Origin of the sequence: Pseudomonas kilonensis, assembly GCF_001269885.1 — a bacterium.
Taxonomy (GTDB): domain Bacteria; phylum Pseudomonadota; class Gammaproteobacteria; order Pseudomonadales; family Pseudomonadaceae; genus Aquipseudomonas; species Aquipseudomonas kilonensis.
In genome coordinates this window covers 1-24,586 of the sequence record NZ_LHVH01000034.1, presented here as the reverse complement: position 1 = coordinate 24,586, position 24,586 = coordinate 1, and the positions used below count along the sequence as shown (strand labels likewise).

The 24,586-nt window shown below is 61.3% G+C and carries 24 protein-coding genes; 15 read left to right on the top strand and 9 right to left on the bottom strand.

What is annotated here, in order from left to right; translation table 11 throughout:
- Positions 1-18: 18 nt before the first annotated feature.
- The 4 genes from AD662_RS24245 to dksA form a co-directional block, all read right to left on the bottom strand.
- Positions 19-2,973 (bottom strand): sensor histidine kinase, encoded by a 2,955-nt coding sequence (locus AD662_RS24245; RefSeq protein WP_024618745.1) that lies wholly within the window; start codon positions 2,971-2,973, stop codon positions 19-21.
- Positions 2,957-3,133, bottom strand: coding sequence for a hypothetical protein (locus tag AD662_RS29410; RefSeq protein ID WP_003176118.1), 177 nt, complete (start codon positions 3,131-3,133; stop codon positions 2,957-2,959). Before AD662_RS29410 ends, AD662_RS24245 begins: the two co-directional genes overlap by 17 nt.
- Positions 3,134-3,211: 78 nt before the next feature.
- Positions 3,212-4,102: a tRNA glutamyl-Q(34) synthetase GluQRS gene (gene gluQRS, locus AD662_RS24235; RefSeq protein WP_053189865.1), complete on the bottom strand. Its 891-nt coding sequence runs from the start codon at positions 4,100-4,102 to the stop codon at positions 3,212-3,214.
- 232 nt (positions 4,103-4,334) lie between these two features.
- The gene (gene dksA / locus AD662_RS24230; RefSeq protein WP_018609331.1) at positions 4,335-4,778 is read right to left on the bottom strand and encodes an RNA polymerase-binding protein DksA; all 444 of its coding nucleotides are present in this window, start codon (positions 4,776-4,778) and stop codon (positions 4,335-4,337) included.
- Between the two features lie 351 nt (positions 4,779-5,129).
- On the opposite strand from dksA, the gene AD662_RS24225 reads away from it, so the two are divergent.
- Positions 5,130-6,302, top strand: coding sequence for a pyridoxal phosphate-dependent aminotransferase (locus AD662_RS24225; RefSeq protein WP_018609332.1), 1,173 nt, complete (start codon positions 5,130-5,132; stop codon positions 6,300-6,302).
- Entirely contained in the window at positions 6,302-7,048 is a 747-nt protein-coding gene (gene sfsA / locus AD662_RS24220; RefSeq protein ID WP_018609334.1) for a DNA/RNA nuclease SfsA, read from the top strand. Before AD662_RS24225 ends, sfsA begins: the two co-directional genes overlap by 1 nt.
- Here sfsA and AD662_RS24215 read toward each other — a convergent pair.
- Positions 7,004-7,321: a Rieske (2Fe-2S) protein gene (locus tag AD662_RS24215; RefSeq protein ID WP_018609337.1), complete on the bottom strand. Its 318-nt coding sequence runs from the start codon at positions 7,319-7,321 to the stop codon at positions 7,004-7,006. The genes sfsA and AD662_RS24215 overlap by 45 nt on opposite strands.
- Positions 7,322-7,575: 254 nt before the next feature.
- Here AD662_RS24215 and AD662_RS24210 point away from each other — a divergent pair, with 254 nt between their 5' ends.
- Genes AD662_RS24210 through AD662_RS24195 form a run of 4 tightly spaced genes read left to right on the top strand, consistent with a single transcriptional unit; the run spans position 7,576 to position 11,126 of the window.
- The gene (locus AD662_RS24210) at positions 7,576-8,454 is read left to right on the top strand and encodes a heme/hemin ABC transporter substrate-binding protein (RefSeq protein WP_053189864.1); all 879 of its coding nucleotides are present in this window, start codon (positions 7,576-7,578) and stop codon (positions 8,452-8,454) included.
- A 50-nt stretch (positions 8,455-8,504) separates the two neighbouring features.
- Positions 8,505-9,488 carry a FecCD family ABC transporter permease gene (locus AD662_RS24205; protein ID WP_162843743.1) on the top strand — a complete coding sequence of 328 codons (984 nt, stop codon included), beginning with the start codon at positions 8,505-8,507 and terminating at the stop codon, positions 9,486-9,488.
- Positions 9,488-10,255 carry a heme ABC transporter ATP-binding protein gene (locus tag AD662_RS24200; protein ID WP_053189862.1) on the top strand — a complete coding sequence of 256 codons (768 nt, stop codon included), beginning with the start codon at positions 9,488-9,490 and terminating at the stop codon, positions 10,253-10,255. The genes AD662_RS24205 and AD662_RS24200 overlap by 1 nt, the downstream gene beginning before the upstream one ends.
- A gap of 16 nt (positions 10,256-10,271) precedes the next feature.
- The gene (locus tag AD662_RS24195) at positions 10,272-11,126 is read left to right on the top strand and encodes a ChaN family lipoprotein (protein ID WP_053189861.1); all 855 of its coding nucleotides are present in this window, start codon (positions 10,272-10,274) and stop codon (positions 11,124-11,126) included.
- Positions 11,127-11,347: 221 nt separating this feature from the next.
- Here the strand turns inward: AD662_RS24195 and AD662_RS24190 are convergent, their stop codons facing one another.
- From AD662_RS24190 to AD662_RS24180, 3 genes are all read right to left on the bottom strand, one after another.
- Entirely contained in the window at positions 11,348-11,620 is a 273-nt protein-coding gene (locus AD662_RS24190) for a TfoX/Sxy family protein (protein WP_018609346.1), read from the bottom strand.
- A 220-nt stretch (positions 11,621-11,840) separates the two neighbouring features.
- Positions 11,841-12,182 (bottom strand): pentapeptide repeat-containing protein, encoded by a 342-nt coding sequence (locus tag AD662_RS24185; RefSeq protein ID WP_018609348.1) that lies wholly within the window; start codon positions 12,180-12,182, stop codon positions 11,841-11,843.
- 88 nt (positions 12,183-12,270) lie between these two features.
- Positions 12,271-13,827, bottom strand: coding sequence for a bifunctional aminoglycoside phosphotransferase/ATP-binding protein (locus AD662_RS24180; protein WP_018609350.1), 1,557 nt, complete (start codon positions 13,825-13,827; stop codon positions 12,271-12,273).
- A gap of 119 nt (positions 13,828-13,946) precedes the next feature.
- Between AD662_RS24180 and mrcB the strand changes: the two genes are divergently transcribed.
- The 3 genes from mrcB to AD662_RS24165 are packed head-to-tail and all read left to right on the top strand — an operon-like array spanning position 13,947 to position 17,336.
- Positions 13,947-16,265: a penicillin-binding protein 1B gene (gene mrcB, locus AD662_RS24175; protein ID WP_053189860.1), complete on the top strand. Its 2,319-nt coding sequence runs from the start codon at positions 13,947-13,949 to the stop codon at positions 16,263-16,265.
- Between the two features lie 16 nt (positions 16,266-16,281).
- Entirely contained in the window at positions 16,282-17,001 is a 720-nt protein-coding gene (locus AD662_RS24170) for a tetratricopeptide repeat protein (RefSeq protein ID WP_018609353.1), read from the top strand.
- Positions 17,001-17,336, top strand: a complete 336-nt coding sequence (locus tag AD662_RS24165; protein WP_018609355.1) for a YqcC family protein — start codon at positions 17,001-17,003, stop codon at positions 17,334-17,336. Before AD662_RS24170 ends, AD662_RS24165 begins: the two co-directional genes overlap by 1 nt.
- Before the next feature lie 6 nt (positions 17,337-17,342).
- Here the strand turns inward: AD662_RS24165 and AD662_RS24160 are convergent, their stop codons facing one another.
- The gene (locus AD662_RS24160) at positions 17,343-17,765 is read right to left on the bottom strand and encodes a DUF4124 domain-containing protein (RefSeq protein ID WP_024618735.1); all 423 of its coding nucleotides are present in this window, start codon (positions 17,763-17,765) and stop codon (positions 17,343-17,345) included.
- Positions 17,766-18,167: 402 nt separating this feature from the next.
- Here AD662_RS24160 and AD662_RS24155 point away from each other — a divergent pair, with 402 nt between their 5' ends.
- The 6 genes from AD662_RS24155 to msrQ all read left to right on the top strand — a co-directional run bounded on the left by AD662_RS24155 (position 18,168) and on the right by msrQ (position 24,147).
- Positions 18,168-19,892, top strand: a complete 1,725-nt coding sequence (locus AD662_RS24155; RefSeq protein ID WP_024618734.1) for an acetolactate synthase 3 large subunit — start codon at positions 18,168-18,170, stop codon at positions 19,890-19,892.
- Between the two features lie 2 nt (positions 19,893-19,894).
- Positions 19,895-20,386, top strand: coding sequence for an acetolactate synthase small subunit (gene ilvN, locus AD662_RS24150; RefSeq protein WP_018609360.1), 492 nt, complete (start codon positions 19,895-19,897; stop codon positions 20,384-20,386).
- Positions 20,387-20,431: 45 nt separating this feature from the next.
- Positions 20,432-21,448 carry a ketol-acid reductoisomerase gene (gene ilvC, locus AD662_RS24145; protein WP_018609362.1) on the top strand — a complete coding sequence of 339 codons (1,017 nt, stop codon included), beginning with the start codon at positions 20,432-20,434 and terminating at the stop codon, positions 21,446-21,448.
- 144 nt (positions 21,449-21,592) lie between these two features.
- On the top strand, positions 21,593-22,438 hold the full coding sequence (gene pssA, locus AD662_RS24140) for a CDP-diacylglycerol--serine O-phosphatidyltransferase (protein WP_014340224.1): 846 nt from the start codon (positions 21,593-21,595) through the stop codon (positions 22,436-22,438).
- A 75-nt stretch (positions 22,439-22,513) separates the two neighbouring features.
- A complete protein-coding gene (msrP, locus tag AD662_RS24135) occupies positions 22,514-23,527 on the top strand; it encodes a protein-methionine-sulfoxide reductase catalytic subunit MsrP (RefSeq protein WP_024618733.1) in 1,014 nt (337 codons plus the stop codon).
- Positions 23,527-24,147, top strand: a complete 621-nt coding sequence (gene msrQ, locus AD662_RS24130; RefSeq protein WP_053189859.1) for a protein-methionine-sulfoxide reductase heme-binding subunit MsrQ — start codon at positions 23,527-23,529, stop codon at positions 24,145-24,147. The genes msrP and msrQ overlap by 1 nt, the downstream gene beginning before the upstream one ends.
- Positions 24,148-24,586 lie beyond the last annotated feature (439 nt).

Below are 24,586 nucleotides of genomic sequence, written 5' to 3'. Positions count from 1 at the left end.
TCGATTCTCTCGACGGTCTCAGTTCACAGCGGACGTCGCTTCGACATGACGCGGCAAGGTCACCCGGATACGGGTGCCGCGTTGGCTTTGTACATCGGCCGGGCTGTCGATGGTGATTTGTCCATAATGCTCTTCAACGATGGAATAGACCAGTGCGAGGCCCAGACCGGTGCCTTCGCCAGGATCCTTGGTGGTGAAGAAAGGTTCGAACAATCGGTCCATGATGTTCTGTGGGATACCGCTGCCTTCGTCTTCGACGATCAGGTCGACCGTGTGTTCGAAGGCTTCGCTCTTGACCCGCACCGCGCTGCCGGCCGGTGAGGCGTCCCGCGCGTTGGATAGCAGGTTGATCAACACCTGGGCGAGCCGCTGGGGGTCGCCATCGACCCAGTGATCCGGATCGCACAGGTTGAAGAATTGCACCTCGAAATTGCGCCGGTTGAGCGCCAGCAGACCAATGGCATCCTGGGCCACTTCGGCCAGACAGACGGGCTCATCGTTGTGCTGGTGACCGCCGGCATGGGCGAAGCTCATCAGCGACTGGACGATGCGCGACACGCGCTTGGTCTGTTCGAGGATCTGGCCGCTGATTTCCGTCAGCTCGCCGTCATCCTCACGCTCTTCGCGCAGGTTCTGCGCCAGGCAGGCAATGCCGGTAATCGGGTTGCCGATTTCGTGGGCCACCCCGGCGGCCAACCGGCCGATGCTTGCCAGTCGTTCGGAGTGGACCAGCTTGTCTTCGAGCATCTGGGTATCGGTCAGGTCTTCGACCAGCAGCACCAGGCCGCTGTTACCCGGTGCCAACGGCTCGTCGATCGCTGCCTTGTGCAGGTTCAGCCAACGGGTCTGGCCGTCGAGGGCCAGGTGCTGTTTGTGCAAGTGCTCGTCCGGCAGATCGATGAAGCCTTGCAGCAAGCCTTTCCACGGCTCGCCCAGGGTGCTCAGGCGGGAACCGACCACGCGCTGGGCCGCGATCCCGGTGAGTTCTTCCATGGCCTTGTTCCACATCAGGATTTCCTGATCCTTGGCCAGGGAGCACACGCCCATCGGCAGTTCCTGCAAGGTCTGGCGGTGGTAACGGCGCAAGGCGTCCAGTTCGGCGGCAAGGCCGGTGAGGCGCGAGTGGTAATCCTCGAGGCGGCTTTCGATGAAGTGAATGTCCTCGGTGACATAGTTCTCGCCGCCGGCCTTGTAGGGCAGAAAGGTTTCGACCATGTCCTGGGCCACGCTGGGGCCCATCAGGCCGGACAGGTTGGCCTCGATCCGGTCCCGCAGGCGTCGCAAGGCATACGGACGGCGCTCATCGAAAGGCAGGTAAAGGTCACGCAGGGCCTGTTCGACTTCCTTTTGCGCGGCCTTGGCGCCCAGGGGCTTGGCCAGTTGCGTGGCGAACTCCTGGGGCGAGGCGGCGTGCAGTTCGCGGCGCTGCGGGCGGCGAACGTTGTCCACGGCACAGGCTTCGGCGGCGCTGGCCTCTTCGCTGCTGGCGTTGGTGAACAGCGAGATCAGGGTGAACATCAGCACGTTCGCGGCCAGGGAGGCGATGGCCGCCATATGCCAACTGGTGTCGTCGAGCACGTAGATCATGTTCAGCAGCGGAATATAGAAGCCCTGCAGGTTGCCCATCAGCGGCAACAGCATCGCGACCAGCCATACCAGGATCCCTGCCAGCAGACCGGCGATGAAGCCGCGGCGATTGGCGGTCGGCCAATACAGCACCGACAACACGCCGGGCAGGAACTGCAGGGTGGCGACAAAGGCGACGATGCCCAGGTTGGCCAGGTCCTGTCCCTCACCCAGCATCAGGTAGAAACCGTAGCCGGCCATGATGATCGCGACGATCAGCGCCCGTCGTGTCCATTTCAGCCAGCGGTAGATATTGCCTTCGGCCGGTGGCTGGTAAAGCGGCAGCACCAGGTGGTTGAGGGCCATGCCCGACAATGCCAGCGTGGTGACGATGATCAAGCCGCTGGCCGCCGACAGGCCGCCGACATACGCCAGCAACGCCAGGGCCTTGCTGTTGGCGGCGATGCCGATGCCCAGGGTGAAGTATTCCGGATTGGTACTGGCGCCCAGCTTCAGGCCGGCCCAGAGGATCAACGGTACCGCCAGGCTCATCAGCAGCAGGAACAGCGGCAGGCCCCAACTGGCGCTCACCAGCGAGCGCGGGTTGAGGTTTTCGGTAAAGGTCATGTGGTACATGTGCGGCATCACGATGGCCGATGCGAAGAACACCAGCAACAGCGTGCGCCATGGGCCTTCCTGCAAAGGCGTGTGCAGGGCGGCGAGGGCGGTCTGGTTCTGCAACAGCCAAAGCTCAAGCTGCTGCGGGCCATCGAACACGCCGTACAAGGCATAGAGTCCGACGCCGCCGATGGCGATCAGCTTGATCACCGATTCAAAAGCGATGGCGAACACCAGGCCTTCGTGCTTTTCCCGCGTGGCAATGTGCCGGGAGCCGAAGAAAATCGTGAACAGGATGATCAGCACACAGAAGCTCAACGCCACCCGGTGCTGCACCGGCTCGCGGGTCAGGATGCTGATGGAGTCGGCCACGGCCTGGATCTGCAGGGCCAGCAGCGGCAACACCCCGACCAGCATGAAAATCGTGGTCAGTGCGCCGGCCCAGGTGCTGCGAAAACGAAAGGCGAACAGGTCGGCCAGCGACGACAGTTGGTAGGTGCGGGTGATTTTCAGGATCGGGTAGAGCAACACCGGCGCCAGCAGGAACGCCCCTGACACCCCCAGGTAACTGGAGAGGAAGCCATAGCCGTACTGGTAGGCCAGCCCGACGGTGCCATAGAACGCCCATGCGCTGGCATAGACACCCAGCGACAGGGTGTAGGTCAGCGGGTGGCGGATGATCGCCCGGGGGATCATGCCTCGTTCGCTGATCCAGGCTACGCCGAACAGCACGGCCAGGTAGGCGGCGCTGATCAGGATCATCTGGGTCAGGCTAAAGCTCATCGGCATCTTTTTGGCTCTGCAGGATGAAGGTCACGACAATCAGGATCAGCCAGAGCAGATACGGCCGATACCAGGCACCCGTGGCATCGATCCACCAATCCATGATGGCCGGGGAGAACAGATAAATCCCCACTACCAGGAGCAGGACCAAGCGATAGATATACATCCCGGCCTCTCTAATTTATGCGCGTGCCCAAAAAACGTGCGGCGATGGTAACGGATGGGCGCCAAGCTGCAAGGGCCGTCAACGTATTTGCGCTTCGGGCAGGCTCAGTGTGCGCGGGATCTTGCCCGCGTCCCAGTGGCGAATGCCCCAGGCCAGCAGTTCCCGTGGGCTGGCATCGACCCGTTCGAGGCCCGGTTGCTGGCCCAGCGCGCGCAACGCCCGTAACAACAATGGCGTGGCCTGATCGCCTGCCAGGGGCGGTGAGCGGTAGGATTTACCGAGCTTGTGCCCGTCGGGCTGGGTGATCAGCGGCACGTGCAGGTAACGCGGTTGCGGCAACCCAAGCAGTTCTTGCAGGTAGAGCTGGCGTGGCGTGGAGTCCAGCAGGTCGGCGCCGCGCACGATATCGGTCACCCCTTGCCAGGCGTCGTCCAGGACCACGGCCAGTTGATAGGCGTAGAGCCCGTCGCGGCGGCGGATCACGAAGTCGCCGACCTCGCGGCCCAGGTGCTGGCGGAACTCGCCCTGGACCCGGTCGGTGAAGTGGTACTCAAGCTCGGGGACGCGCAGGCGGATGGCGGCGTCCTCGGGGCTGTGCCCGGCGTTGCGGCACAGCCCCGGATAAATGCCCTGGTACGCTTCCAGTTGTTTGCGCGAACAGGTGCAGGCGTAGGCCAGGCCCTGGCTGAACAGCCGGCTGATCACCTGATCGTAGGCGTCATGGCGCTCGCTCTGGCGAATCATCTCGCCGTCCCATTCGAACCCGTAGCTTTCCAGTGCCTTGAGAATCGCCGTTTGCGCGCCCGGTTCTTCCCGCGGAGGGTCAAGGTCTTCCATGCGCAGCAACCAACGCCCGCCCACGGCGCGGGCATCCAGGTACGACGCCAGGGCGGCGACCAGCGAACCGAAATGCAAATGGCCGCTGGGGGTGGGGGCGAAGCGTCCGATGTAGGGGGCGGTGGCAGTCATAGGGCGAATGTTACTGGGTCCGGGCGGGCAGAGGCATACATCTTGTGATCACGATATTCCCCTGTGGGAGCGGGCTTGCTCGCGAATGCGGTGTGTCAGGTAAAGCATAGGTTGAATGATTCATCGTCTTCGCGAGCAAGCCCGCTCCCACAAGGGCTCACTAGGCTTGGGTAAACAACGCAAATAAAAAACGGAGCGTATGAACGCTCCGTTTCGGTGACAGCCCAGGCGATTATTTACCGACCTGTTTTTCCTTGATTTCCGCCAGGGTCTTGCAGTCGACACACATGTCGGCGGTCGGACGGGCTTCCAGTCGCTTGACGCCGATCTCGACGCCGCAGGACTCGCACCAACCGTATTCTTCGTCTTCGATCAGTTGCAGGGTCTTGTCGATTTTCTTGATGAGCTTGCGCTCGCGATCACGGGCGCGCAGCTCGAGGCTGAACTCTTCTTCCTGACTCGCACGGTCGGCCGGGTCGGGGAAGTTGGCCGCGTCGTCTTTCATGTGATCCACGGTGCGGTCGACTTCCTGCATCAAGTCCTGTTTCCACTTGTTCAGGATCTTGGTGAAGTGCGCGCGCATGGGGGCGCCCATGTACTCTTCGCCAGCTTGCGGGACGTAAGGCTCAAACCCGCTGAGCGACTGATTTTGATTTTGCTTTGCTTGGGTGGGCATGAATGGACCGCCTCTACTCTTGTAATCCACTACGCAGGATTGCTCCATCACCGACACCTGCCGGCCCTGCGGCTGCAAGCGGGCGAACTTACCAGATCAAATCGGGCCGCGCTACTCCCGGTTGTCGAGCCTGCGGCGGCCGGGGCCTGTAAAACGTGACGGGGTTCGCTTCGGTGAGGATGTAAACCTGCTCAATGCTTGATTCTAGTCAAGCCTGGGCCAATCGCGGGAGTCATTTCCAGCAATCCACGGGCTCAGACCGCTTGCGGTTCGCGCGTGTTCGCGCAGTTGTTTCTGACTTGGCGGGAGAGTTGGGTAGAATCGGTTCTCTTTTCCCCTGAAGGAAGGCCAATGGCTCAGCCCTACAGTGCGCGCAGCCGCGCCATCGAACCTTTCCATGTGATGGCGCTGCTGGCCCGTGCCAACGAGCTGCAGGCCGCCGGGCATGACGTCATCCACCTGGAGATCGGCGAACCGGACTTCACCACCGCCGAGCCGATCATCCAGGCCGGCCAGGCCGCGCTGGCGGCGGGCAAGACCCATTACACCGCGGCCCGTGGCATTCCCGAGCTGCGCGAGGCCATCGCTGGTTTCTACGGCCAACGCTATGGGGTGGAAATTGATCCCCGACGCATCCTCGTGACCCCAGGCGGGTCCGGCGCGTTGCTGCTGGCCAGCGCTTTGCTGGTGGACCCAGGCAAGCATTGGCTGCTGGCCGACCCCGGTTATCCGTGCAACCGTCATTTCCTGCGCCTGGTCGAAGGTGCGGCGCAATTGGTGCCCGTGGGGCCGGAGGTGCGTTACCAATTGACGCCGGACCTGGTGAACCGTCATTGGGACCAGGACAGCGTCGGTGCGTTGGTGGCCTCGCCGGCCAACCCGACCGGGACGATTCTCACCCGGGACGAGCTGGCGGGGTTGTCCAAGGCCATCAAGGGCCACAACGGCCATCTGGTGGTGGACGAGATCTATCACGGCCTGACCTACGGCACCGACGCCGCCAGCGTGCTGGAAGTCGATGACGATGCCTTTGTCCTTAACAGTTTCTCCAAGTATTTCGGCATGACCGGCTGGCGACTTGGCTGGCTGGTGGCCCCTCCGGCGGCCGTCGGCGAGTTGGAAAAGCTCGCGCAGAACCTCTACATCAGTGCGCCGAGCATGGCCCAATACGCCGCCCTGGCCTGTTTCGAGCCCGCGACCATCGAGATCTTCGAGCAGCGGCGGGCCGAGTTCGCGCGGCGCCGTGACTTTCTACTGCCGGCCTTGCGTGGGTTGGGCTTCGGTATTGCGGTGGAGCCGGAAGGGGCGTTTTACCTCTATGCCGATATCAGCGCGTTCGGCGGCGATGCCTTTGCGTTTTGCCAGCACTTCCTGGAAACCGAGCACGTGGCCTTCACGCCGGGCCTGGATTTCGGCCGTCATCAGGCCGGCCATCATGTGCGTTTTGCTTACACCCAGAGCCTGCCGCGACTACAGGAAGCGGTGGCACGAATCGAACGCGGACTACGGAGCTGGCAAGGCTGATGCGTTTTTCCCCTGCGTTGGAAGAAGGTCGCTTGATTCGACGTTACAAGCGTTTTCTTGCCGATATCGAGACCGTTCACGGCGAGTTGCTCACCATTCATTGCCCCAACACCGGCTCGATGCTCAATTGCATGGCTGAGGGCGCGCGTGTCTGGTTCAGTCGCTCCAGCGACCCCAAGCGCAAGTTGCCCGGCACCTGGGAAATCGGCGAAACCCCTCAGGGACGGCTCGCCTGCATCAATACCGCGCGGGCCAACGCGTTGATCGAAGAGGCCTTGCGCGCTGGGGTCATCAGCGAATTGAACGGGTTTACCGGGCTCAAGCGTGAAGTGGCTTACGGTGTGGAAAACAGCCGTATCGATTTTCGCCTGGACTATGAACAAGGCTCGGCCTGGGTCGAAGTCAAAAGCGTCACGCTGGGGTTCGATGGCACGAATGTGGCGGCGTTTCCCGATGCGGTGACCCAGCGCGGGGCCAAGCACCTGAGGGAACTCGCCTGCCTGGCCCGGGAAGGTGTGCGGGCGGTGCAGCTGTATTGTGTGAACCTGAGCGGCATCGAAGCGGTGCGCCCGGCACAGGAAATCGACCCGGTGTACGCCGCAGCCCTGCGTGATGCGGTGGCGGCGGGTGTGGAGGTGCTGGCCTACGGGGTTACGTTGACGCCCGAGCAGATGTGGGTGGACCGTGCGTTGCCGGTGTTGCTAGAGCTCGACCCAGATGCCTTGCTCGTCCTCCCGGCTGTCTAAGGCAGCGAGGAACTGACCGGCGCAGGGGCCGGCCACGCATTCACCGCTCTCGATCAGAAACAGCGCGCCGTGGGTGGCGCACTGGATCAGGCTGGCGCTGGGGTCGAGGAACTGGTCGGGTTGCCATTCCAGCGGCACGCCCCGGTGCGGGCAGCGGTTGAGATAGGCATACACCTGGCCGGCGCGTCGCACGGCCAGTACTTTGCGCCCATTGATGTCGAAACCGCGACTGCCGTTGTCGGGCACTTCGGCGGCGGTACAAAGAAACTTCATGGGTGTCTCAATATTTGTGTTGAAAAGTCCCCTGTGGGAGCGAGCCTGCTCGCGATAGCGGTGGATCAGCCAGCCTTAATGTGACTGACACACCGCTATCGCGAGCAGGCTCGCTCCCACAGAGGTTCATGCCACAGATGTCTATGCTTGACGGTCAAATGAAAACAATTATCAAATGGCGCCTCCTTCGCAGGTGGCTGAGGATACTTGGCCGGGACCGGTCCTGTGAAAAACTTCTTTGAGGAAGCTGCCCGATGCGCCTGAACATCCGCGTTGTTGCGCTCTGTGTCGCACTGTTGCTCAACCAGGGGGCCAGCGCTGCTGAGTTGCCGCAACGCTGGGTCAGCGCCGGTGGCGCCGTGTCGGAGTGGGTCAGTGCGCTGGGGGGCGAGTCGAAGCTGGTAGGCGTGGACTCCACCAGCCAACAGCCTGAATCCTTGCGGGCCTTGCCCAGTATCGGTTATCAGCGACAGCTATCGGCGGAGGGCGTGCTGAGCCTGCGTCCGCAGATCCTGGTCGGCACCGAGGAAATGGGGCCACCGCCCGTGCTGGCGCAAATTCGCAGCGCCGGTGTGCAGGTCGAATTGTTCTCGGCCACACCAGACCTGCCGGCCTTGCAGGGCAATCTGCGGCACCTGGGACAGTTGCTGGGGGCCGAGGCCGAGGCGGCGCGGTTGTTCGACCGTTATCAAAAACAACTCACCCAGCAACAGGCCCGGGTGACAGAGGCCCAGCGCAAACAAAAGGCCCCCGGTGTATTGCTGTTGGTGGGCAGTTCCGGCGGCAAGCCACTGGTCGCAGGCAAGGGCACTTCTGCTGATTGGCTGTTACAGCAGGCCGGCGGTCACAACCTGGCGACCCACAGCGGCTATAAATCTTTTTCCGTGGAAAGCCTGGCCAGCGTGAATCCCGAAGTACTGGTCTTTGCCGACCGTGCCCTGAGCGGTGAGGAAGCGCGTGCCGCACTGTTCCGGGAAAATCCGATTCTTTCCTCGACCCGGGCCGCCAGGGATGGACGTGTCATGGAGCTCGATCCGACGCTGCTGGTGGGCGGGTTGGGCCCGCGGTTGCCACAAAGCCTGGCGACACTGACGGCGGGTTTCTATCCGGCTGCGTCGGCCACGGCGCCATGACCTCGTTGGTCAAGCCTCGCACCTTGTTCATTGGCCTGTGCCTGCTGTGCCTGCTGGCGACCTGGCTATCCCTGGCCCTGGGGCCGGTGAGCCTGCCGCTGCTCGACACCTTGCACGCCGCTTTGCGTCTGTTAGGTCTACCGGTGGCCGCCGATGGTCTGGAGCAGGCCGAACTGATCCTCGGCCAGATCCGTTTGCCGCGTACCTTGCTGGGGTTGGCGGTGGGCGGGGTATTGGCGTTGTCCGGTGTGGCGATGCAGGGACTGTTTCGCAACCCACTGGCGGACCCGGGGCTGGTGGGCGTGTCCGGCGGTGCGGCACTGGGCGCCGCGTTTGCCATTGTTGGTGGCTCGGCGCTGGGTGGGTTGCCCGAATCCATTGGCCCCTACGTGTTGTCGTTGTGTGCATTCCTGGGCGGGCTCGGTGTTACGGCGCTGGTCTATCGTCTTGGACGACGCAACGGCCAGACCCATGTCGCGACCATGCTCCTGGCCGGTATTGCCCTGACCGCACTGTCCGGTTCGGCCGTCGGCCTGTTCACCTACCTGGCGGATGACGCGACCCTGCGCACCCTGACCTTCTGGAACCTGGGCAGTCTCAACGGCGCCAGCTATGCGCGCTTGTGGCCGCTGTTGCTGGTCAGTGCCGGCGTGGCGCTCTGGCTGCCACGCCGGGCCAGGGCACTCAATGCGCTGTTGCTGGGGGAATCCGAGGCTGCCCACCTGGGCGTTAACGTCGAAAGCCTCAAGCGTGAGCTGGTGTTTTGTACCGCCTTGGGGGTTGGCGCGGCGGTGGCGGCGGCGGGCATGATCGGCTTCGTCGGGCTGGTGGTGCCGCATCTGGTGCGGCTGGTGGCCGGCCCCGACCATCGTGTGTTGCTTCCCGCTTCTGTGTTGGCGGGTGCAAGCCTGCTGTTGTTCGCCGATCTGGTGGCGCGCCTGGCACTGGCCCCTGCGGAATTGCCGATCGGCATTGTCACGGCCTTCATCGGCGCGCCGTTCTTCCTTTATCTATTGGTGCGAGGGCGCGCCTGATGCTGCGAGCGCAGAACCTGCACATTCACCGCGGCCGCAAGACGGTACTGGCGGACGTCGATCTCGAGCTCAACCCTGGCGAAGTGCTCGGCGTGCTCGGGCCCAACGGTGCGGGCAAAAGTACCCTTTTGGCGGGGCTGTGCGGCGAGTTGCGCCCGGCCCAGGGGCAGGTCTGGCTCGATGACCGGCCACTGGCTCAGTGGCAGGGTGCCGAGCGCGCCCGGCGCCTGGCGGTCTTGCCGCAGTCCTCGACCCTGGATTTTGCCTTCCGTGTCGAGGAAGTCGTCGGCATGGGGCGCCTGCCACACCAGAGTGGTCGAGTGCGCGACGAGCAAATCGTTGCCGCGGCGCTGCAAGCGGCTGACGCCGCGCATCTGCACGGTCGCAGTTACCTGGCGTTGTCCGGCGGCGAACGCCAGCGGGTGCATCTGGCGCGAGTGTTGGCGCAATTGTGGCCGGGTGAAGCGGGGCAAACCCTGTTGCTGGACGAGCCGACCTCGATGCTCGATCCGCTGCACCAGCACACCATCCTCCAGGCGGTGCGTGAATTCGCCAGTCGCGGCGCTGCCGTGCTGGTGATCCTGCATGACCTGAACCTGGCGGCGCGTTACTGTGATCGCCTGTTGCTGCTCGCCTCCGGTCGGCCGGTGGCCCTGGACACGCCCCGGCACGTGCTGCGCCCGGAACCGCTCAAGGCGGTGTTTGGTTTGGACGTGCTGGTGCAAGACCATCCGGAGCGCGGGCATCCATTGATCATTGCCCGCTGAGGGCGCCCTGGAGGATATGGACGTGCGCCTGCTCCTGATTCTGGCATTGAGTGTACTGACGGCGTGTCAGAGCATCGCACCGCCCCCACTCGGCGGACGAATCCGTGATTTGCACACTGGCCAGGCCGTGACGCCCCAGGCCTTGGTCGAGCGCTTGGCTGCGGCGCCTCGGGTGGTGGTGGGAGAGCGGCACGACAATCGCGATCACCACGCACTGCAGGTATGGCTGCTCCAGGCCCTGGCCGGGCAGCGGGCCCAGGGCAGCCTGTTGCTGGAAATGCTCACCCCCGCCCAGCAGCCACGCGTTGATTCAGTCCGCCAGCTACCCGCCTTGCCGAAGGACCTGCCCGACGCGCTGGACTGGTCGCCCGGCTGGGATTGGAGCCTGTATGGCCCCGTCGTCGAGTTTGCCCTGGCGCAGCGCTATCCGTTGCTGGCCGCCAATCTGGACGCCGCCGAGATCCAACGTTTCTATCGACAAGCTCCCAACTTGATGGGCACTCGCTCCAATGCAGCCACGGTGAAGGACGCGTTGTTGGGGCAAATCCGTGAATCCCACTGCGGTTTGCTGCCAGAGTCGCAAATGCCGGCGATGCTGGCCGTGCAGCAACAGCGTGACCGGCGCATGGCCGAGCGCCTGTTGCAAGCGCCGACACCGGCACTGTTGTTCGCCGGTGCCTGGCATGCGCGAAAGGATGTTGGTGTGCCGCTGCATGCATTGGATCTCGGTGCCAGCGAGGCGCCTATCGTCCTGATGCTGGCCGAGGAGGGCAGTGAGGTGACGTCGGCCATGGCGGATTACGTGTGGTACACGCCGGCCATGCCGGCCCAGGATTATTGTGCGCAGATGCGCGAACACGTCGGTAAGTGATATTGCAGGCAAAAAAAGACCCGGCAAAAGCCGGGTCAAATAACCGTGATTAGCCTGATGAGGAGATATCTGAGAGTCCGAACCAAGGGCTGTTCAAATATCGACCAGTCTCGCGACTGGATGTGGTAATCATAGCGATTCTCATTACCATGTCAAACATTGTTTTGCGATTCGCCGAAATAACCTCGCGGCCAGGGTTCGCGCTGGAAACGAAAGGGGCGTCAGGTCTTATGGCGCGTCGAAATGGCGTCCAGCTGTTTATTCAGGGCTTCTTTGCGCTCGGCGGGGATGTCATTCCAATGCACATCCATCAACGCGCCCTCGATGGCGTACAGCAACACCTTGGAGGCCCGGAAGCCCCGAGTACGCACGGCGCGATAGGCGTCCACCGCGCCAAGCCGGCGTAGATCCGAGGCACTGTGAATGCCCACGGCGTGCAGCCACTGGGCTGATGTCTTGCCCAGATTCTTCAGGTGTTGCAGTTCATCATTCATCGAGCCTCCTTGCGACGGCCGACTGGTGCAGTGGGCAAGCTTCTGAGCAGTGTAGCGGTCAGTAGGAAAAGCGTGATTCTTTGGTCGGATTCGACGCAAAAGCTTCTAATGCATTACGCACGATGAGGTGGGAAAAGGCTGCATTCTCCAGCGCAAGCGGGGGCGCTGGAGATCTGTTCGGTGGTGGCAGGTCGGCGCGTTGGTCGACCTGGTTTACCTGTCAGCGGCTGCGGTAGCGCAGGCGGGTGCCGAAGTTCATCGACATCAGGATCTCGTCCGCAGACAACTCGGGCGGGAAGTAGGCGCCGGATATTTGCGCATGGGCCAGGCTCGCGCCTTCCAGTGACGACTTGCGAAAATCGATGCCACGCAAATCGGCGGAACGGAAGTAGGCGTCGCTGAAGTCAACGTCGTCCGCGTTCAGTTCTCGCAGATCAAGGCCTCGAAAGTCGCCGCCGCGCATGTCGATCGGGCCTTGTGGGCGTTCGCTGTTGAACCCGGCGATATCGTCTTTGCGCAGCAAGGCATAAAGCGGGGTATTGAGAAGCTTGGGGAGGCTCATTTCATATCACCTGTTGGTTTTATGACGCCAGTATAGTGCCACTATTTGACGGCCGTGAAGCCGGGCATCGCTTCACGGCCGAAAATAGTTACAGGCCTGGCAGGCGCTGGCGGATCTGCGCGACCACGATGTCGAGCGTGCCGCTTTCGTTGGTTTGGACCCGTTTGCTGCAGAGAATTTCCGCCGGGGTCAGTGCTTCGCGGCTGGACTGTTGTGCGGCGATGACCGCCAGGTTCGCATCGGAGGGGTCTTGCTGGTCGGCCTGGCGCTGTGCCAGCCGGCTTTCGATGACCGCTTGCGGCGCGTTGCAGTCAAGGATCAGGAACGGAGTACCGGTGGCCTCGGCGACTTTTTCCGCGGCGTCGCGCTGATCGTGCTTGAGGTAGGTGGCATCGATCACCACCGGGAATCCGGCGCGCAGGATCGCTGCGGCGATTTCATGCAGGCGGGTATAGGTGGCGCTGCTGGCGTCGCTGCTATAGATACCGGCCTGTGGGTCGTTGGGGACCTGTTGCTGGCCGAACAGGCGCTTGCGCTCCACGTCCGAACGCAGGCGAATGGCCCCCAGTGCCTCGACCAGGCGCATCGCGACATGGCTTTTGCCAACGGCCGAAACACCGTGGGTGATGGCCAGGAAAGGCGAAGGAATGGTGCTGTAGCTTTCGGCCAGGTTGGCGTAGTTGCGGTATTGGCGCAGGGTGGTGGCGCGCTGCACCGGATCGGCTTCGGCCGGCATGCTGAACAGCGCGACTTTTGCCCGGACGAGGGCGCGATAGGCTTTATAGAAGTTCAGCAGCTCCAGGCCCTGGTAGTCGCCGGTCAGTTCCAGGTACTGGCTGACGAAGCGCCGCGCCAGCGACTTGAGGCCGCGGTCTTCCAGGTCCATCGCCAGGAACGCGGTGTCGGCGTAGACGTCGGTGAAACGGAACGGTTCGTTGAACTCGATGCAATCGAAAATCACCACCTTGCCGTCGATCACTGTGGCGTTGCCCAGGTGGATATCACCGTGGCATTCGCGGATGAAACCTTCGGCCTTGCGCTGGGTGAACAGCGGCTTGAGGCGTTCGAAACTGCTCTCGGCCCAGGCTTGCAGTGCTTCGAGTTGCAGCAGGTCGGCCTTGTCGTTGAGGAACGGGCGGATCTGTTCGAAGTTCTGCAGCACCGGTGCCATCACGCTTTGCGCAGTGCCAGCGTCGTTTTCGGCGGGCACCTTGGGTGTGGCGAGGTGGAATTGGGCGATCTGCGCGGCCATCTCATCGATGTGCGCGGTGGTCAGCTCGCCGTTGGCTTGCAGTGTGCTGAGCAGTTCGCTCTGCGGGAACTGACGCATCTTCAGGGCGTATTCGATGGCCGGGCCGTCGCCACCCAGCTGTGGCGCTTCGGCGCTGCCGGTAATCGGCAGGACGTCCAGGTACAGGTCCTGGGTCAGGCGCTGGTTCAGACGCAACTCTTCACCGCAGAAATGCTGGCGCGCCTGGAGGCTGGTGAAATCGAGGAAACCGAAGTTGACCGGCTTTTTGAATTTGTAGGCGTATGGCCCGGTGAGCAATACCCAGGAAATGTGGGTCTCGATGACCTGGAACCCTTCGACGGGATGCGGGTAGAGGGCCGGGTTTTGCAGGGCAGCGATCAGGGATTGGCTCACGGGCGGTCCTTCATAGACTGGAAAAATTCAAGGCCGTCATTATGGCCGCAAGCCGCGCTAACGCAAACCACGTGGCGGGCTCATGTTGAACCGCAGCAAAGTGCGTATAATCCGCCGCCATGACTCGTACCCGATCCCCCCGTACCCCCAAGAAACCACCCGCCAGCCGCCTGCGGCCCTGGCTGGGCTGGGCCCTTAAACTCAGCCTGGTGGGCCTTGTCGTGCTCGCCGGTTTTGCGGTCTATCTCGATGCCGTGGTGCAGGAGAAGTTCTCCGGCAAGCGCTGGACCATTCCGGCCAAGGTCTATGCCCGGCCGCTGGAGCTGTTCGTCGGGCAAAAGCTGAGCAAGGATGATTTCCTGACCGAACTCGATGCCTTGGGTTATCGCCGTGAAAGCGTGACCAACGGTCCGGGTGCGGCCTCGGTCAATGGCAATACCATCGACCTCAACACCCGTGGTTTCCAGTTCTATGAAGGCATGGAACAGGCGCAACCGGTGCGGGTGCGTTTTTCCGGTGACTACGTGGCTGCGCTGACCGGCGCGAACAACGCGAGCCTGTCGGTGGTGCGCCTTGAGCCGCTGCTCATTGGTGGCCTGTACCCCAAGAACCTCGAAGACCGGATCCTGATCAAGATCGACCAGGTGCCGCCGTTCCTGCTCGATACGCTGATCGCCGTCGAAGACCGCGACTTCTACCATCACTTCGGCGTCTCGCCCAAGTCGATTGCCCGGGCTATCTGGGTCAACACCTCTTCGGGCCATATGCGCCAGGGCGGCAGTACCCTGACCCAACAGCTGGTCAAGAACTTCTACCTGACCAACGAGCGCAGCCTGACCCGCAAGCTCACCGAAGCCATGATGGCGCTGTTGCTGGAGCTGCACTACGACAAGCCGGAGATCCTGGAGGCGTACCTCAACGAGGTGTTCGTCGGCCAGGACGGTCAACGGGCGGTGCACGGTTTCGGCCTTGCCAGCCAGTTCTTCTTCAGCCAGCCGCTGTCCGAGCTCAAGCTGCATCAGGTGGCGTTGCTGGTGGGCATGGTCAAGGGGCCGTCTTCCTACAATCCGCGTCGTAATCCGGAGCGCGCCCTCGAACGGCGCAACCTGGTGCTCGACCTGCTGCAACAACAGGGTGTGGCGACGGCCGAGCAAGTCGAGGCGGCGAAAAAGATGCCGTTGGGCGTGACCAAGCGTGGCAGCCTGGCGGACAGTTCCTTCCCAGGCTTCATGGACCTGGTCAAGCGTCAACTGCGCGAAGACTACCGCGACGAAGACTTGACTGAAGAAGGCCTGCGCATTTTCACCAGCTTCGACCCAATCCTGCAGATGAAGGCCGAAGCCTCGGTCGAGGACACCTTCAAGCGACTGGGCGGGCGCAAGGGCTCTGACGAAGTTGAAGCGGCCATGGTGGTGACCAACCCGGAAACCGGCGAAGTCCAGGCCATGATCGGCAGCCGCCAGGCCAGTTTCGCCGGTTTCAACCGGGCCCTGGATGCGGTGCGCCCGATTGGCTCGCTGATCAAGCCGGCGGTGTACCTCACCGCCCTGGAAAAGCCGAGCCAATACACGCTGACCAGTTGGCTGTCGGACGAGACCTTCTCGGTCAAGGGCGCCGATGGCCAGGTCTGGAAACCGCAGAACTATGATCGTCGTTCCCACGGCACGGTGTTCCTCTACCAGGGGCTGGCGCATTCCTACAACCTGTCGACGGCTCGCCTCGGGCTGGAAGTCGGCGTGCCGAACGTCCTCAAGACCTTGGCGCGCCTGGGGGTAAGTCGCGAATTCCCGGCGTTCCCATCGATGTTGCTGGGGGCCGGTGGCCTAACGCCGATCGAAGTGGCGGCCATGTACCAGACGCTGGCCAATGGCGGTTTCAACACGCCGATGCGCGGCATCCGCAGCGTGCTGACCGCCGATGGCGAGCCGCTCAAGCGTTATCCGTTCCAGATCCAGCAGCGTTTCGATCCGGCCTCCATTTACCTGATCCAGAGCGCGATGCAGCGGGTCATGCGTGAAGGCACCGGCAGTTCGGTCTATAACGTGCTGCCCCGGACCCTGACCCTGGCGGGCAAGACCGGTACCAGTAACGACTCGCGCGACAGCTGGTTCGCCGGCTTCAGCCAGGACCTGCTGGCGGTGGTCTGGCTCGGACGTGATGACAACGGCAAGACCCCGTTCACCGGTGCCACCGGCGCGCTGCAGGTCTGGACCAGTTTCATGCGCAAGGCCGACCCGTTGCCGCTGGACATGCCGCAACCGGACAACATCGTCCAGGCGTGGGTTGATTCGCGTACCGGCCAAGGCTCCGACGCCAATTGCCCGGGCGCTGTACAGATGCCGTATATTCGCGGCAGCGAACCGCCACCCGGTGCTGCCTGTGGCGGCACGAATCCCGCCGAATCGGTGATGGATTGGGTCAAGGACTGGATGAATTAAGCAAAGAGGGTTTCAAGTGAACAAGTGGTTGATTCCAGCGGTAACGGCCGTGGCTTTGCTCAGTGGTTGCTCTACCGTGCAACGTGGTTCGATTCCGGTCGTTGACTCCGGCACCGCTGTTTCCAACAGTGAGCGGGTCTCGGCCAACGGCGGTTTCCGGCAGACGACGGTGAAGCGGCCGGTGCAGGGCCAGGTCCAGGCAATTCCGCAGGGCGACACCGGTGTCGTCGTGATGGTGCCTGGTGGTGGCGCGACGGCCTCGGCGCCGATCAGCAGCACGCCGATCACGCCGGGTCCGATCACGCCTGGGCCTATCGAAACCTCGCCGATCAATCAGGGCAGCTACAGCATGCCTTCGACGCCGAGCAGCATCCCGTCGGCAAGTTCCGGTGGCTTGTCCGCCGATGAACAACTGGACGGCCCGGTGCTGGCCCTGCTGACCACGGCGCAACAGCAACAGGCCGGCGGTGACCTCAACGGTGCGTCTTCCAGCCTGGAGCGTGCCCAACGTGTCGCTCCGCGCGAACCTCAAGTGCTTTATCGCCTGGCCCAGGTGCGCATGGCCCAGGGCGATGCGCCGCAAGCCGAACAACTGGCCCGTCGTGGCCTGACATTCTCCAGTGGTCGCCCGGCGCTTCAGGCCAGCCTATGGGAATTGATCGCCCAGGCCCGTGAGAAACAAGGCGATTCCGCTGGCGCGGCGTTGGCCCGTCAGAAGGCCAAGGTTTCGCTCTGATGGATACGCGTTTTCCTCAGATCGCCGATCAGTTGCTGTTGATCGAGCGGGAACTGCGGGTCCAGGGCTGGTGGAGCGATGTGTCGCCTTCGGCGCAGGCGCTGGCCAGTGTCGAGCCGTTCGCGGTCGACACCCTGGACTTCGAGCAATGGCTGCAATGGATCTTCCTGCCCAGGATGAAAGCCATCCTCGAGCAGGATCTTCCGTTGCCGAATGCCTCAGGGATTCAGGAAATGGCCGAAATGGTCTTCGCTGCTCGCAATGTGCAGGGCAAGGACCGGCAGTTGCAGGTCCTGCTAAAAGAGTTCGATCAGTTGATCAGCAACGCCGGCTGACCGACGTTACTGACAGTTCTCCTCGATTTGCTTGCGGGTCTCGTCGATCCGCAGGCGCCGCTCCTCATCGGTGAGGCGGCGCATTTCCCCCTCCACGTCTTCGCGTACCCTGGGATTGTTCTGCAATTGCGCCAGGTTGGTCCGGGCCTGTTCGCAGAACGCCTTGAGTTGGGCTTCCTGCTCGGCAATCTGTTTCTTGACCTGTTGGTCGATGGCCTTTTGGTCGCCAATGACTCCGCCAGACGGCGGTGCCGCCGGTTTGGCGGGCGGCGGGGCGGACTTGATCACGGTCGTGGCTTCCGTGCCTTCGGGCGGCTGGGCGCCGAAGTGGGTAACGCCCTGGGCGTCCACCCATTTGTAGACCTGACCGGCCATGCACATCGGGCTCAGGCCAACCAGCAGGCTGGCCGTCAAGAAGATCATTCGCATGCTGTTTCCTTGTCATGGGTTGCGCAATTGAAGCTAACACAGTTGCCGTTTAAAGGTTTTTTCTTGCGTTCTCATGCGCTTACTTCGAATAAAGCACATAGACGACTTGACTTGAAGGAGGCGAAACAGAAGAATCCAAAGTCCGCTGTAGAGGGACTGCCAGAAGCAGACCCACTCGGCAGATCATGAGGCGCACATCCGCGCCGACCTGTTACACCCGCAACGCGTTACCTCGCGCTGGGTGGGAAAGGCCCGCAACACTTGGGACGATCCCAATACTTGCTCAGTCAGTGCTGACGTAGTCGGCGACCACCGTCGCTCATGCTCTGCCGAGAAGTAAACCTATTAAGACCCGTCCCCTTTTTTGTGGGTCGGTATTCTGGCGTTTTAGAGGTGAACAACGTGGAGCTTTTATCTGGCGGTGAGATGCTCGTCCGCTTTTTGCGTGACGAAGGCGTCAAATATATCTACGGGTACCCCGGTGGTGCTCTTCTTCATGTCTATGATGCCCTGTTCAAAGAACCGGAAGTGACCCACATCCTGGTTCGTCACGAGCAGGCGGCCACCCATATGGCTGACGGCTATGCCCGTGCCACCGGCAAGGCCGGCGTGGTACTGGTGACTTCCGGTCCAGGCGCCACGAACGCCATCACCGGTATCGCCACCGCGTACATGGACTCCATTCCGATGGTGATCATCTCCGGCCAGGTGCCCAGCACCCTGGTGGGCACCGATGCGTTCCAGGAAACCGACATGATCGGTATCTCCCGGCCGATCGTGAAGCACAGCTTCATGATCAAGCACGCGTCGGAAATCCCTGAAGTCATGAAGAAGGCCTTCTACCTGGCTGAATCCGGTCGTCCGGGCCCGGTCGTGGTCGATGTCCCCAAGGACATGACCAACCCGGCCGAGAAGTTCGAATACATCTTCCCGAAAAAAGCCAAGCTGCGTTCCTACAGCCCGGCCGTACGCGGCCACTCCGGGCAAATCCGCAAGGCAGCCGAAATGCTCCTGGCGGCCAAGCGTCCGGTGCTGTACTCCGGTGGTGGCGTGATCCTCGGCGGTGGCTCCGCGCCGCTGACCGAACTGGCGAAAATGCTCAACCTGCCGGTCACCAATACGCTGATGGGCCTGGGCGCGTTCCCTGGTACCGACCGTCAGTTCATCGGTATGCTCGGCATGCACGGCAGCTACACCGCCAACCTGGCGATGCACCACGCCGATGTGATCCTGGCGGTCGGCGCACGTTTCGACGATCGCGTCATCAATGGTCCGGCGAAATTCTGCCCGAACGCCAAGATCATCCACATCGACATCGACCCGGCGTCCATCTCCAAGACCATCAAGGCAGACGTGCCGATTGTCGGTCCTGTAGAGAGCGTGCTGACTGAAATGGTCGCCATTCTCAAGGAAATCGGCGAGGTTCCAAACAAGGAGTCCGTGGCCAGTTGGTGGAAGCAGGTTGATGAATGGCGCGGCGATCGTGGCCTGTTCCCTTATGACAAGGGTGACGGCAGTGTGATCAAGCCGCAGACCGTGATCGAAACCCTGTGCGAAGTGACCAAGGGCGATGCCTTTGTGACCTCCGACGTGGGCCAGCACCAGATGTTCGCTGCGCAGTACTACAAGTTCGACAAGCCCAATCGCTGGATCAACTCCGGCGGCCTGGGCACCATGGGCTTCGGTTTCCCGGCGGCCATGGGCATCAAGTTGAGCTTCCCAGAGACTGATGTCGCCTGCGTCACGGGCGAAGGCAGCATCCAGATGAACATCCAGGAGCTGTCCACCTGCCTGCAATACGGTTTGCCGGTGAAGATCGTGATCCTGAACAACGGCGTGTTGGGGATGGTTCGCCAGTGGCAGGACATGAGCTACGGCAGTCGTCACTCGCACTCGTACATGGAATCGTTGCCTGATTTCGTCAAGCTGGCAGAGGCCTACGGTCACGTTGGCGTGCGCATCACCGAATCGAAGGATTTGAAGTCGAAGATGGAGGAAGCGTTCGCCATGAAGGATCGCCTGGTGGTGATCGATATTGCGGTCGACACCAGCGAGCACGTCTACCCGATGCAGATCAAAGACGGCTCCATGCGCGATATGTGGCTGAGCAAGACGGAGCGTACCTAATCATGCGACATATTATTTCCCTGCTTCTGGAAAACGAACCGGGTGCGCTGTCTCGTGTTGTGGGCCTGTTCTCGCAGCGCAACTACAACATCGAAAGCCTGACCGTGGCGCCAACCGAAGACCCGACCCTGTCGCGTCTGACGCTGACCACCGTAGGGCACGATGAAATCATCGAGCAGATCACCAAGAACCTGAACAAGCTGATCGAGGTGGTCAAGCTGGTGGACCTGTCGGAAAGCGCTCACATCGAGCGTGAACTGATGCTGGTCAAGGTCAAGGCCACCGGCGCCCAGCGCGCCGAGATCAAACGCACTACCGATATTTTTCGTGGGCAGATCGTCGATGTCAGCGCCAGCGTCTATACCGTTCAGTTGACCGGTACCAGCGACAAGCTCGACAGCTTCATTCAATCGATCGGCACTGCCTCGATTCTGGAAACCGTACGCAGTGGTGTCACCGGGATTGCCCGTGGCGACAAAGTACTGAGCATCTAAACCAAATTAGCGAATGGCCTGAACGGCCGGATATAGGGGAAATTCATGAAAGTTTTCTACGATAAAGACTGCGACCTGTCGATCATCCAGAGCAAGAAAGTCGCCATCATCGGCTACGGCTCCCAAGGTCACGCCCAAGCGTGCAACCTGAAAGATTCCGGCGTTGACGTGACTGTCGGCCTGCGTAAAGGCTCGGCCACCGTTGCCAAGGCCGAGGCCCATGGCCTGAAAGTGACCGACGTGGCTTCTGCCGTTGCTGCCGCTGACCTGGTCATGATCCTGACCCCGGACGAGTTCCAATCGGCGCTGTACAAGAACGAAATCGAACCGAACATCAAGGAAGGCGCCACCCTGGCCTTCTCCCACGGCTTCGCGATCCACTACAACCAGGTTGTGCCACGTGCCGACCTCGACGTGATCATGATCGCGCCGAAGGCTCCGGGTCACACCGTGCGTTCCGAGTTCGTGAAAGGCGGCGGTATCCCTGACCTGATCGCGATCTACCAGGATGCGTCCGGCAACGCCAAGAACGTGGCCTTGTCCTACGCTGCTGGCGTGGGTGGCGGTCGTACCGGCATCATCGAAACCACCTTCAAGGACGAAACCGAAACCGACCTGTTCGGCGAGCAAGCCGTTCTGTGTGGCGGTACCGTCGAGCTGGTCAAGGCCGGTTTCGAAACCCTGGTTGAAGCTGGCTACGCGCCAGAAATGGCCTACTTCGAATGCCTGCACGAACTGAAGCTGATCGTTGACCTCATGTACGAAGGCGGTATCGCCAACATGAACTACTCGATCTCCAACAACGCCGAGTACGGCGAGTACGTGACCGGTCCGGAAGTCATCAACGCCGAATCCCGCCAGGCCATGCGCAACGCCCTGAAACGTATCCAGGACGGCGAATACGCCAAGATGTTCATCAGCGAAGGCGCTACCGGCTATCCTTCGATGACCGCCAAGCGTCGCAACAACGCCGCCCACGGTATCGAAATCATCGGCGAGCAACTGCGCTCGATGATGCCGTGGATCGGTGCCAACAAGATCGTCGACAAAGCCAAGAACTAAGTCGCGAACTTGATCGAAAAACGCGGCCTTGGCCGCGTTTTTTCGTTTGGGCGGTGGCTTCTGGTATAAAGCTGCATCGTTTGCGGTAGAACCGTCGTCCCAGACATCTGTCGAATTTTTTCACACCGTTGCAAGGTATTGTCCATGAGCGAACGTCCCGACGAGCCAAACCAGGCTCCTGACGCCGAAAGCCTGTTGCCCATCGATGAGCACGTCGAAGAAGGCCATGACGCAGAAGGCCGTAAGGTCCGGCATCGTGGCATCTATCTGCTGCCGAATCTGTTCACCACCGCGAACCTGTTCGCCGGTTTCTATTCCATCATCAGCTCCATGAGTGCCCAGGCTGCCTTGAGCGCTGGCGATAGCGCAGGGGCGAGCCGTTACTTCGCGTTCGCCGCCATTGCGATCTTCGTCGCCATGGTGCTCGATGGCCTGGACGGGCGCGTGGCCCGCATGACCAATACCCAGAGCGCGTTCGGCGCCGAATACGATTCGCTGTCCGACATGGTCGCCTTCGGCGTAGCGCCTGCCTTACTGGCGTTCGGTTGGGCGCTGGGGGACATGGGCAAGGTCGGCTGGATGGTTGCCTTTGTCTATGTGGCGGGTGCGGCGTTGCGCCTGGCTCGTTTCAACACCCAGGTCGGCAAGGCTGACAAGCGTTACTTCATCGGCCTGGCCAGTCCGGCCGCGGCGGGTGTCGTGGCAGGTGTTGTCTGGGCATTCAGCGATTACGGCATCCAGGGTTCAAAAATGTCGTTTCTGGTGGCGCTGCTGGTTGCGGCGGCCGGGATGCTGATGGTCAGCAACATCAAGTACAACAGCTTCAAGGAGCTGGATCTGAAGGGGCGCGTGCCGTTCGTGGCAATTCTGGCAGTGGTGCTGGTATTCGCGGTGGTGTTCAGTGATCCGCCACGTATTCTGTTGTTGGTGTTCCTGGGTTATGCCGCCTCCGGACCGGTGCAATACTTGTTGCGTCTTCGCCGACGCTAAACGTTGCCTTAATGTAATTTCCCCCATACTCCGCAGTCTATTGGTGTACCTGCCCTCCAATACTGCGGAGTTGTCATGCTGATCAAGATCCCCAAGTCGTCCGACTGCCGTGAATCGGACGTCACGCCCGAATCCCTTTATCTATCCCGTCGTCAGATGCTCGGTGCAACCATGGCGGGTCTGGCCGTGAGCAGCTTGCCACGATGGGCCAGTGCTGCCGATGCGGCGCGTTATGCCGATGTCGAGCCCGGCAAGGCGCCGTCCTGGTTTGCCGAGAAACTGCCTTCGGTCCAATGGGGCGCGGTCACGGTCAAGAATGAGCCCATCACGCCGTTCAAGGACGCAACCCATTACAACAACTTCTATGAGTTCGGAACCGATAAGGGAGACCCGGCAGCCAATGCTGGATCGTTGAAGACCGAGCCCTGGAGCGTGGTCGTGGACGGGGAGGTGGGCAAGCCGGGACGCTACGGGTTGGAAGACTTCATGAAGCCTTATCAACTGGAAGAGCGTATTTATCGATTGCGCTGTGTCGAGGCCTGGTCGATGGTCATTCCGTGGATCGGCTTCCCCATCTCCGCATTGCTAAAGCAGGTCGAACCGACGTCCAAGGCCAAGTACATCCGCTTCGAAACCCTGCAGGATCCCAAGGTCATGCCGGGGCAGCGTTCCGGTTTCGCCTTGATCGATTGGCCATATGTCGAAGGCTTGCGATTGGACGAGGCCATGAACCCGTTGGCCATCCTGGCGGTTGGGATGTACGGACGGGAGTTGCCGAACCAGAACGGCGCGCCGCTGCGGTTGGTGGTCCCATGGAAGTACGGTTTCAAAAGTGTGAAATCCATCGTACGTATCAGTTTGGTGAGCGAGCAGCCGAAGACGACTTGGCAAAGCATTGCGTCTGACGAATACGGCTTTTATGCCAACGTCAATCCAACGGTCGATCACCCGCGCTGGACCCAGGCGCGTGAACGTCGTTTGCCGAGCGGGCTGTTCAGCCCCAATGTTCGCGATACGTTGATGTTCAACGGCTATCAGGATGAAGTCGCTTCTTTATATGCAGGGATGGACCTGAGGAAGGACTACTGATGCGTTTTCCAGTCTGGCGAGTCGGCGTCTTCATCGCGGCGGCGGTCTGGCCTTTGTTCTGGCTTTATGAGGCCTTGATGAACTCGCTGGGTCCTGACCCGGGCAAGGTGCTGGTGGATCGGCTCGGGTTGGGCACGTTGATCCTGTTGTTGATCACCTTGAGCATGACGCCGCTGCAAAAGCTGACGGGATGGGCGGGGTGGGTTGCGGTCAGACGGCAGTTGGGGTTGTGGTGCTTTACTTATGTGGTGCTGCATTTGAGTGGGTATGCGGCGTTCATATTGGGGTTCGACTGGTCGCAGCTGGGTGTCGAGTTGAGCAAGCGGCCTTACATTATTGTTGGGGCGCTTGGGTTTCTCGGCCTGCTGGCGCTGGCGGTCACCTCCAATCGCTACAGTCAGCGGCGGCTTGGCGTGCGCTGGAAGAAATTGCATCGGCTGGTTTATCTGATCCTGGTGCTTGGACTGCTCCATATGCTGTGGATCGTGCGGGCAGATCTGAAAGAGTGGTCGATATACGCCTTTATAGGTGCCGTACTGTTGATGTTGAGGGTCCCGCCGGTTATGCGCCGGATCCCGCGTTTGCTGGGTAGGAAAGTCCCTTCTGCAACAAAAGCGTAATTAGGGGTTGACGGCAGATTCTGGAAGTCTATAATTCGCCCCACTTCCGGCGCAGTCGAAACGGAAAACTCCTTGAGATTCAATGAGTTAAGTAAGTTTCGAAGGTGTTGGGCTTCAGGTCATCGAAGCCCGGAAGGAGCAGGTAGAGCGGTGTTGTTTGGCTCTATCGGCGATTCGATCTTCTCGGTCGAAAGCGGTGAAAAAGAGGTGTTGACAGCAGCGAGTAACGCTGTAGAATTCGCCTCCCGCTAACGAGAGATCGGAAGCGCAAGTGGTTGAAGTTGTTGATGTTTCCGAAGCGAAACTTTGAAAACTTCTTAAAATAACCGCTTGACAGATACACGGGGCGCTGTAGAATGCGCGCCTCGGTTGAGACGAAAGAATCAACCAACCGCTCTTTAACAACTGAATCAAGCAATTCGTGTGGGTGCTTGTGGAG

What these genes read in the sequence shown, in the direction of transcription:
- AD662_RS24245 (WP_024618745.1), bottom strand. Translation starts at nt 2,973, where the DNA reads ATGCCGATGAGCTTTAGCCTGACCCAGATGATCCTGATCAGCGCCGCC.
- AD662_RS29410 (WP_003176118.1), bottom strand. Translation starts at nt 3,133, where the DNA reads ATGTATATCTATCGCTTGGTCCTGCTCCTGGTAGTGGGGATTTATCTG.
- gluQRS (WP_053189865.1), bottom strand. Translation starts at nt 4,102, where the DNA reads ATGACTGCCACCGCCCCCTACATCGGACGCTTCGCCCCCACCCCCAGC.
- dksA (WP_018609331.1), bottom strand. Translation starts at nt 4,778, where the DNA reads ATGCCCACCCAAGCAAAGCAAAATCAAAATCAGTCGCTCAGCGGGTTT.
- AD662_RS24225 (WP_018609332.1), top strand. Translation starts at nt 5,130, where the DNA reads ATGGCTCAGCCCTACAGTGCGCGCAGCCGCGCCATCGAACCTTTCCAT.
- sfsA (WP_018609334.1), top strand. Translation starts at nt 6,302, where the DNA reads ATGCGTTTTTCCCCTGCGTTGGAAGAAGGTCGCTTGATTCGACGTTAC.
- AD662_RS24215 (WP_018609337.1), bottom strand. Translation starts at nt 7,321, where the DNA reads ATGAAGTTTCTTTGTACCGCCGCCGAAGTGCCCGACAACGGCAGTCGC.
- AD662_RS24210 (WP_053189864.1), top strand. Translation starts at nt 7,576, where the DNA reads ATGCGCCTGAACATCCGCGTTGTTGCGCTCTGTGTCGCACTGTTGCTC.
- AD662_RS24200 (WP_053189862.1), top strand. Translation starts at nt 9,488, where the DNA reads ATGCTGCGAGCGCAGAACCTGCACATTCACCGCGGCCGCAAGACGGTA.
- AD662_RS24195 (WP_053189861.1), top strand. Translation starts at nt 10,272, where the DNA reads ATGGACGTGCGCCTGCTCCTGATTCTGGCATTGAGTGTACTGACGGCG.
- AD662_RS24190 (WP_018609346.1), bottom strand. Translation starts at nt 11,620, where the DNA reads ATGAATGATGAACTGCAACACCTGAAGAATCTGGGCAAGACATCAGCC.
- AD662_RS24185 (WP_018609348.1), bottom strand. Translation starts at nt 12,182, where the DNA reads ATGAGCCTCCCCAAGCTTCTCAATACCCCGCTTTATGCCTTGCTGCGC.
- mrcB (WP_053189860.1), top strand. Translation starts at nt 13,947, where the DNA reads ATGACTCGTACCCGATCCCCCCGTACCCCCAAGAAACCACCCGCCAGC.
- AD662_RS24165 (WP_018609355.1), top strand. Translation starts at nt 17,001, where the DNA reads ATGGATACGCGTTTTCCTCAGATCGCCGATCAGTTGCTGTTGATCGAG.
- AD662_RS24160 (WP_024618735.1), bottom strand. Translation starts at nt 17,765, where the DNA reads ATGCGAATGATCTTCTTGACGGCCAGCCTGCTGGTTGGCCTGAGCCCG.
- ilvN (WP_018609360.1), top strand. Translation starts at nt 19,895, where the DNA reads ATGCGACATATTATTTCCCTGCTTCTGGAAAACGAACCGGGTGCGCTG.
- ilvC (WP_018609362.1), top strand. Translation starts at nt 20,432, where the DNA reads ATGAAAGTTTTCTACGATAAAGACTGCGACCTGTCGATCATCCAGAGC.
- pssA (WP_014340224.1), top strand. Translation starts at nt 21,593, where the DNA reads ATGAGCGAACGTCCCGACGAGCCAAACCAGGCTCCTGACGCCGAAAGC.
- msrP (WP_024618733.1), top strand. Translation starts at nt 22,514, where the DNA reads ATGCTGATCAAGATCCCCAAGTCGTCCGACTGCCGTGAATCGGACGTC.
- msrQ (WP_053189859.1), top strand. Translation starts at nt 23,527, where the DNA reads ATGCGTTTTCCAGTCTGGCGAGTCGGCGTCTTCATCGCGGCGGCGGTC.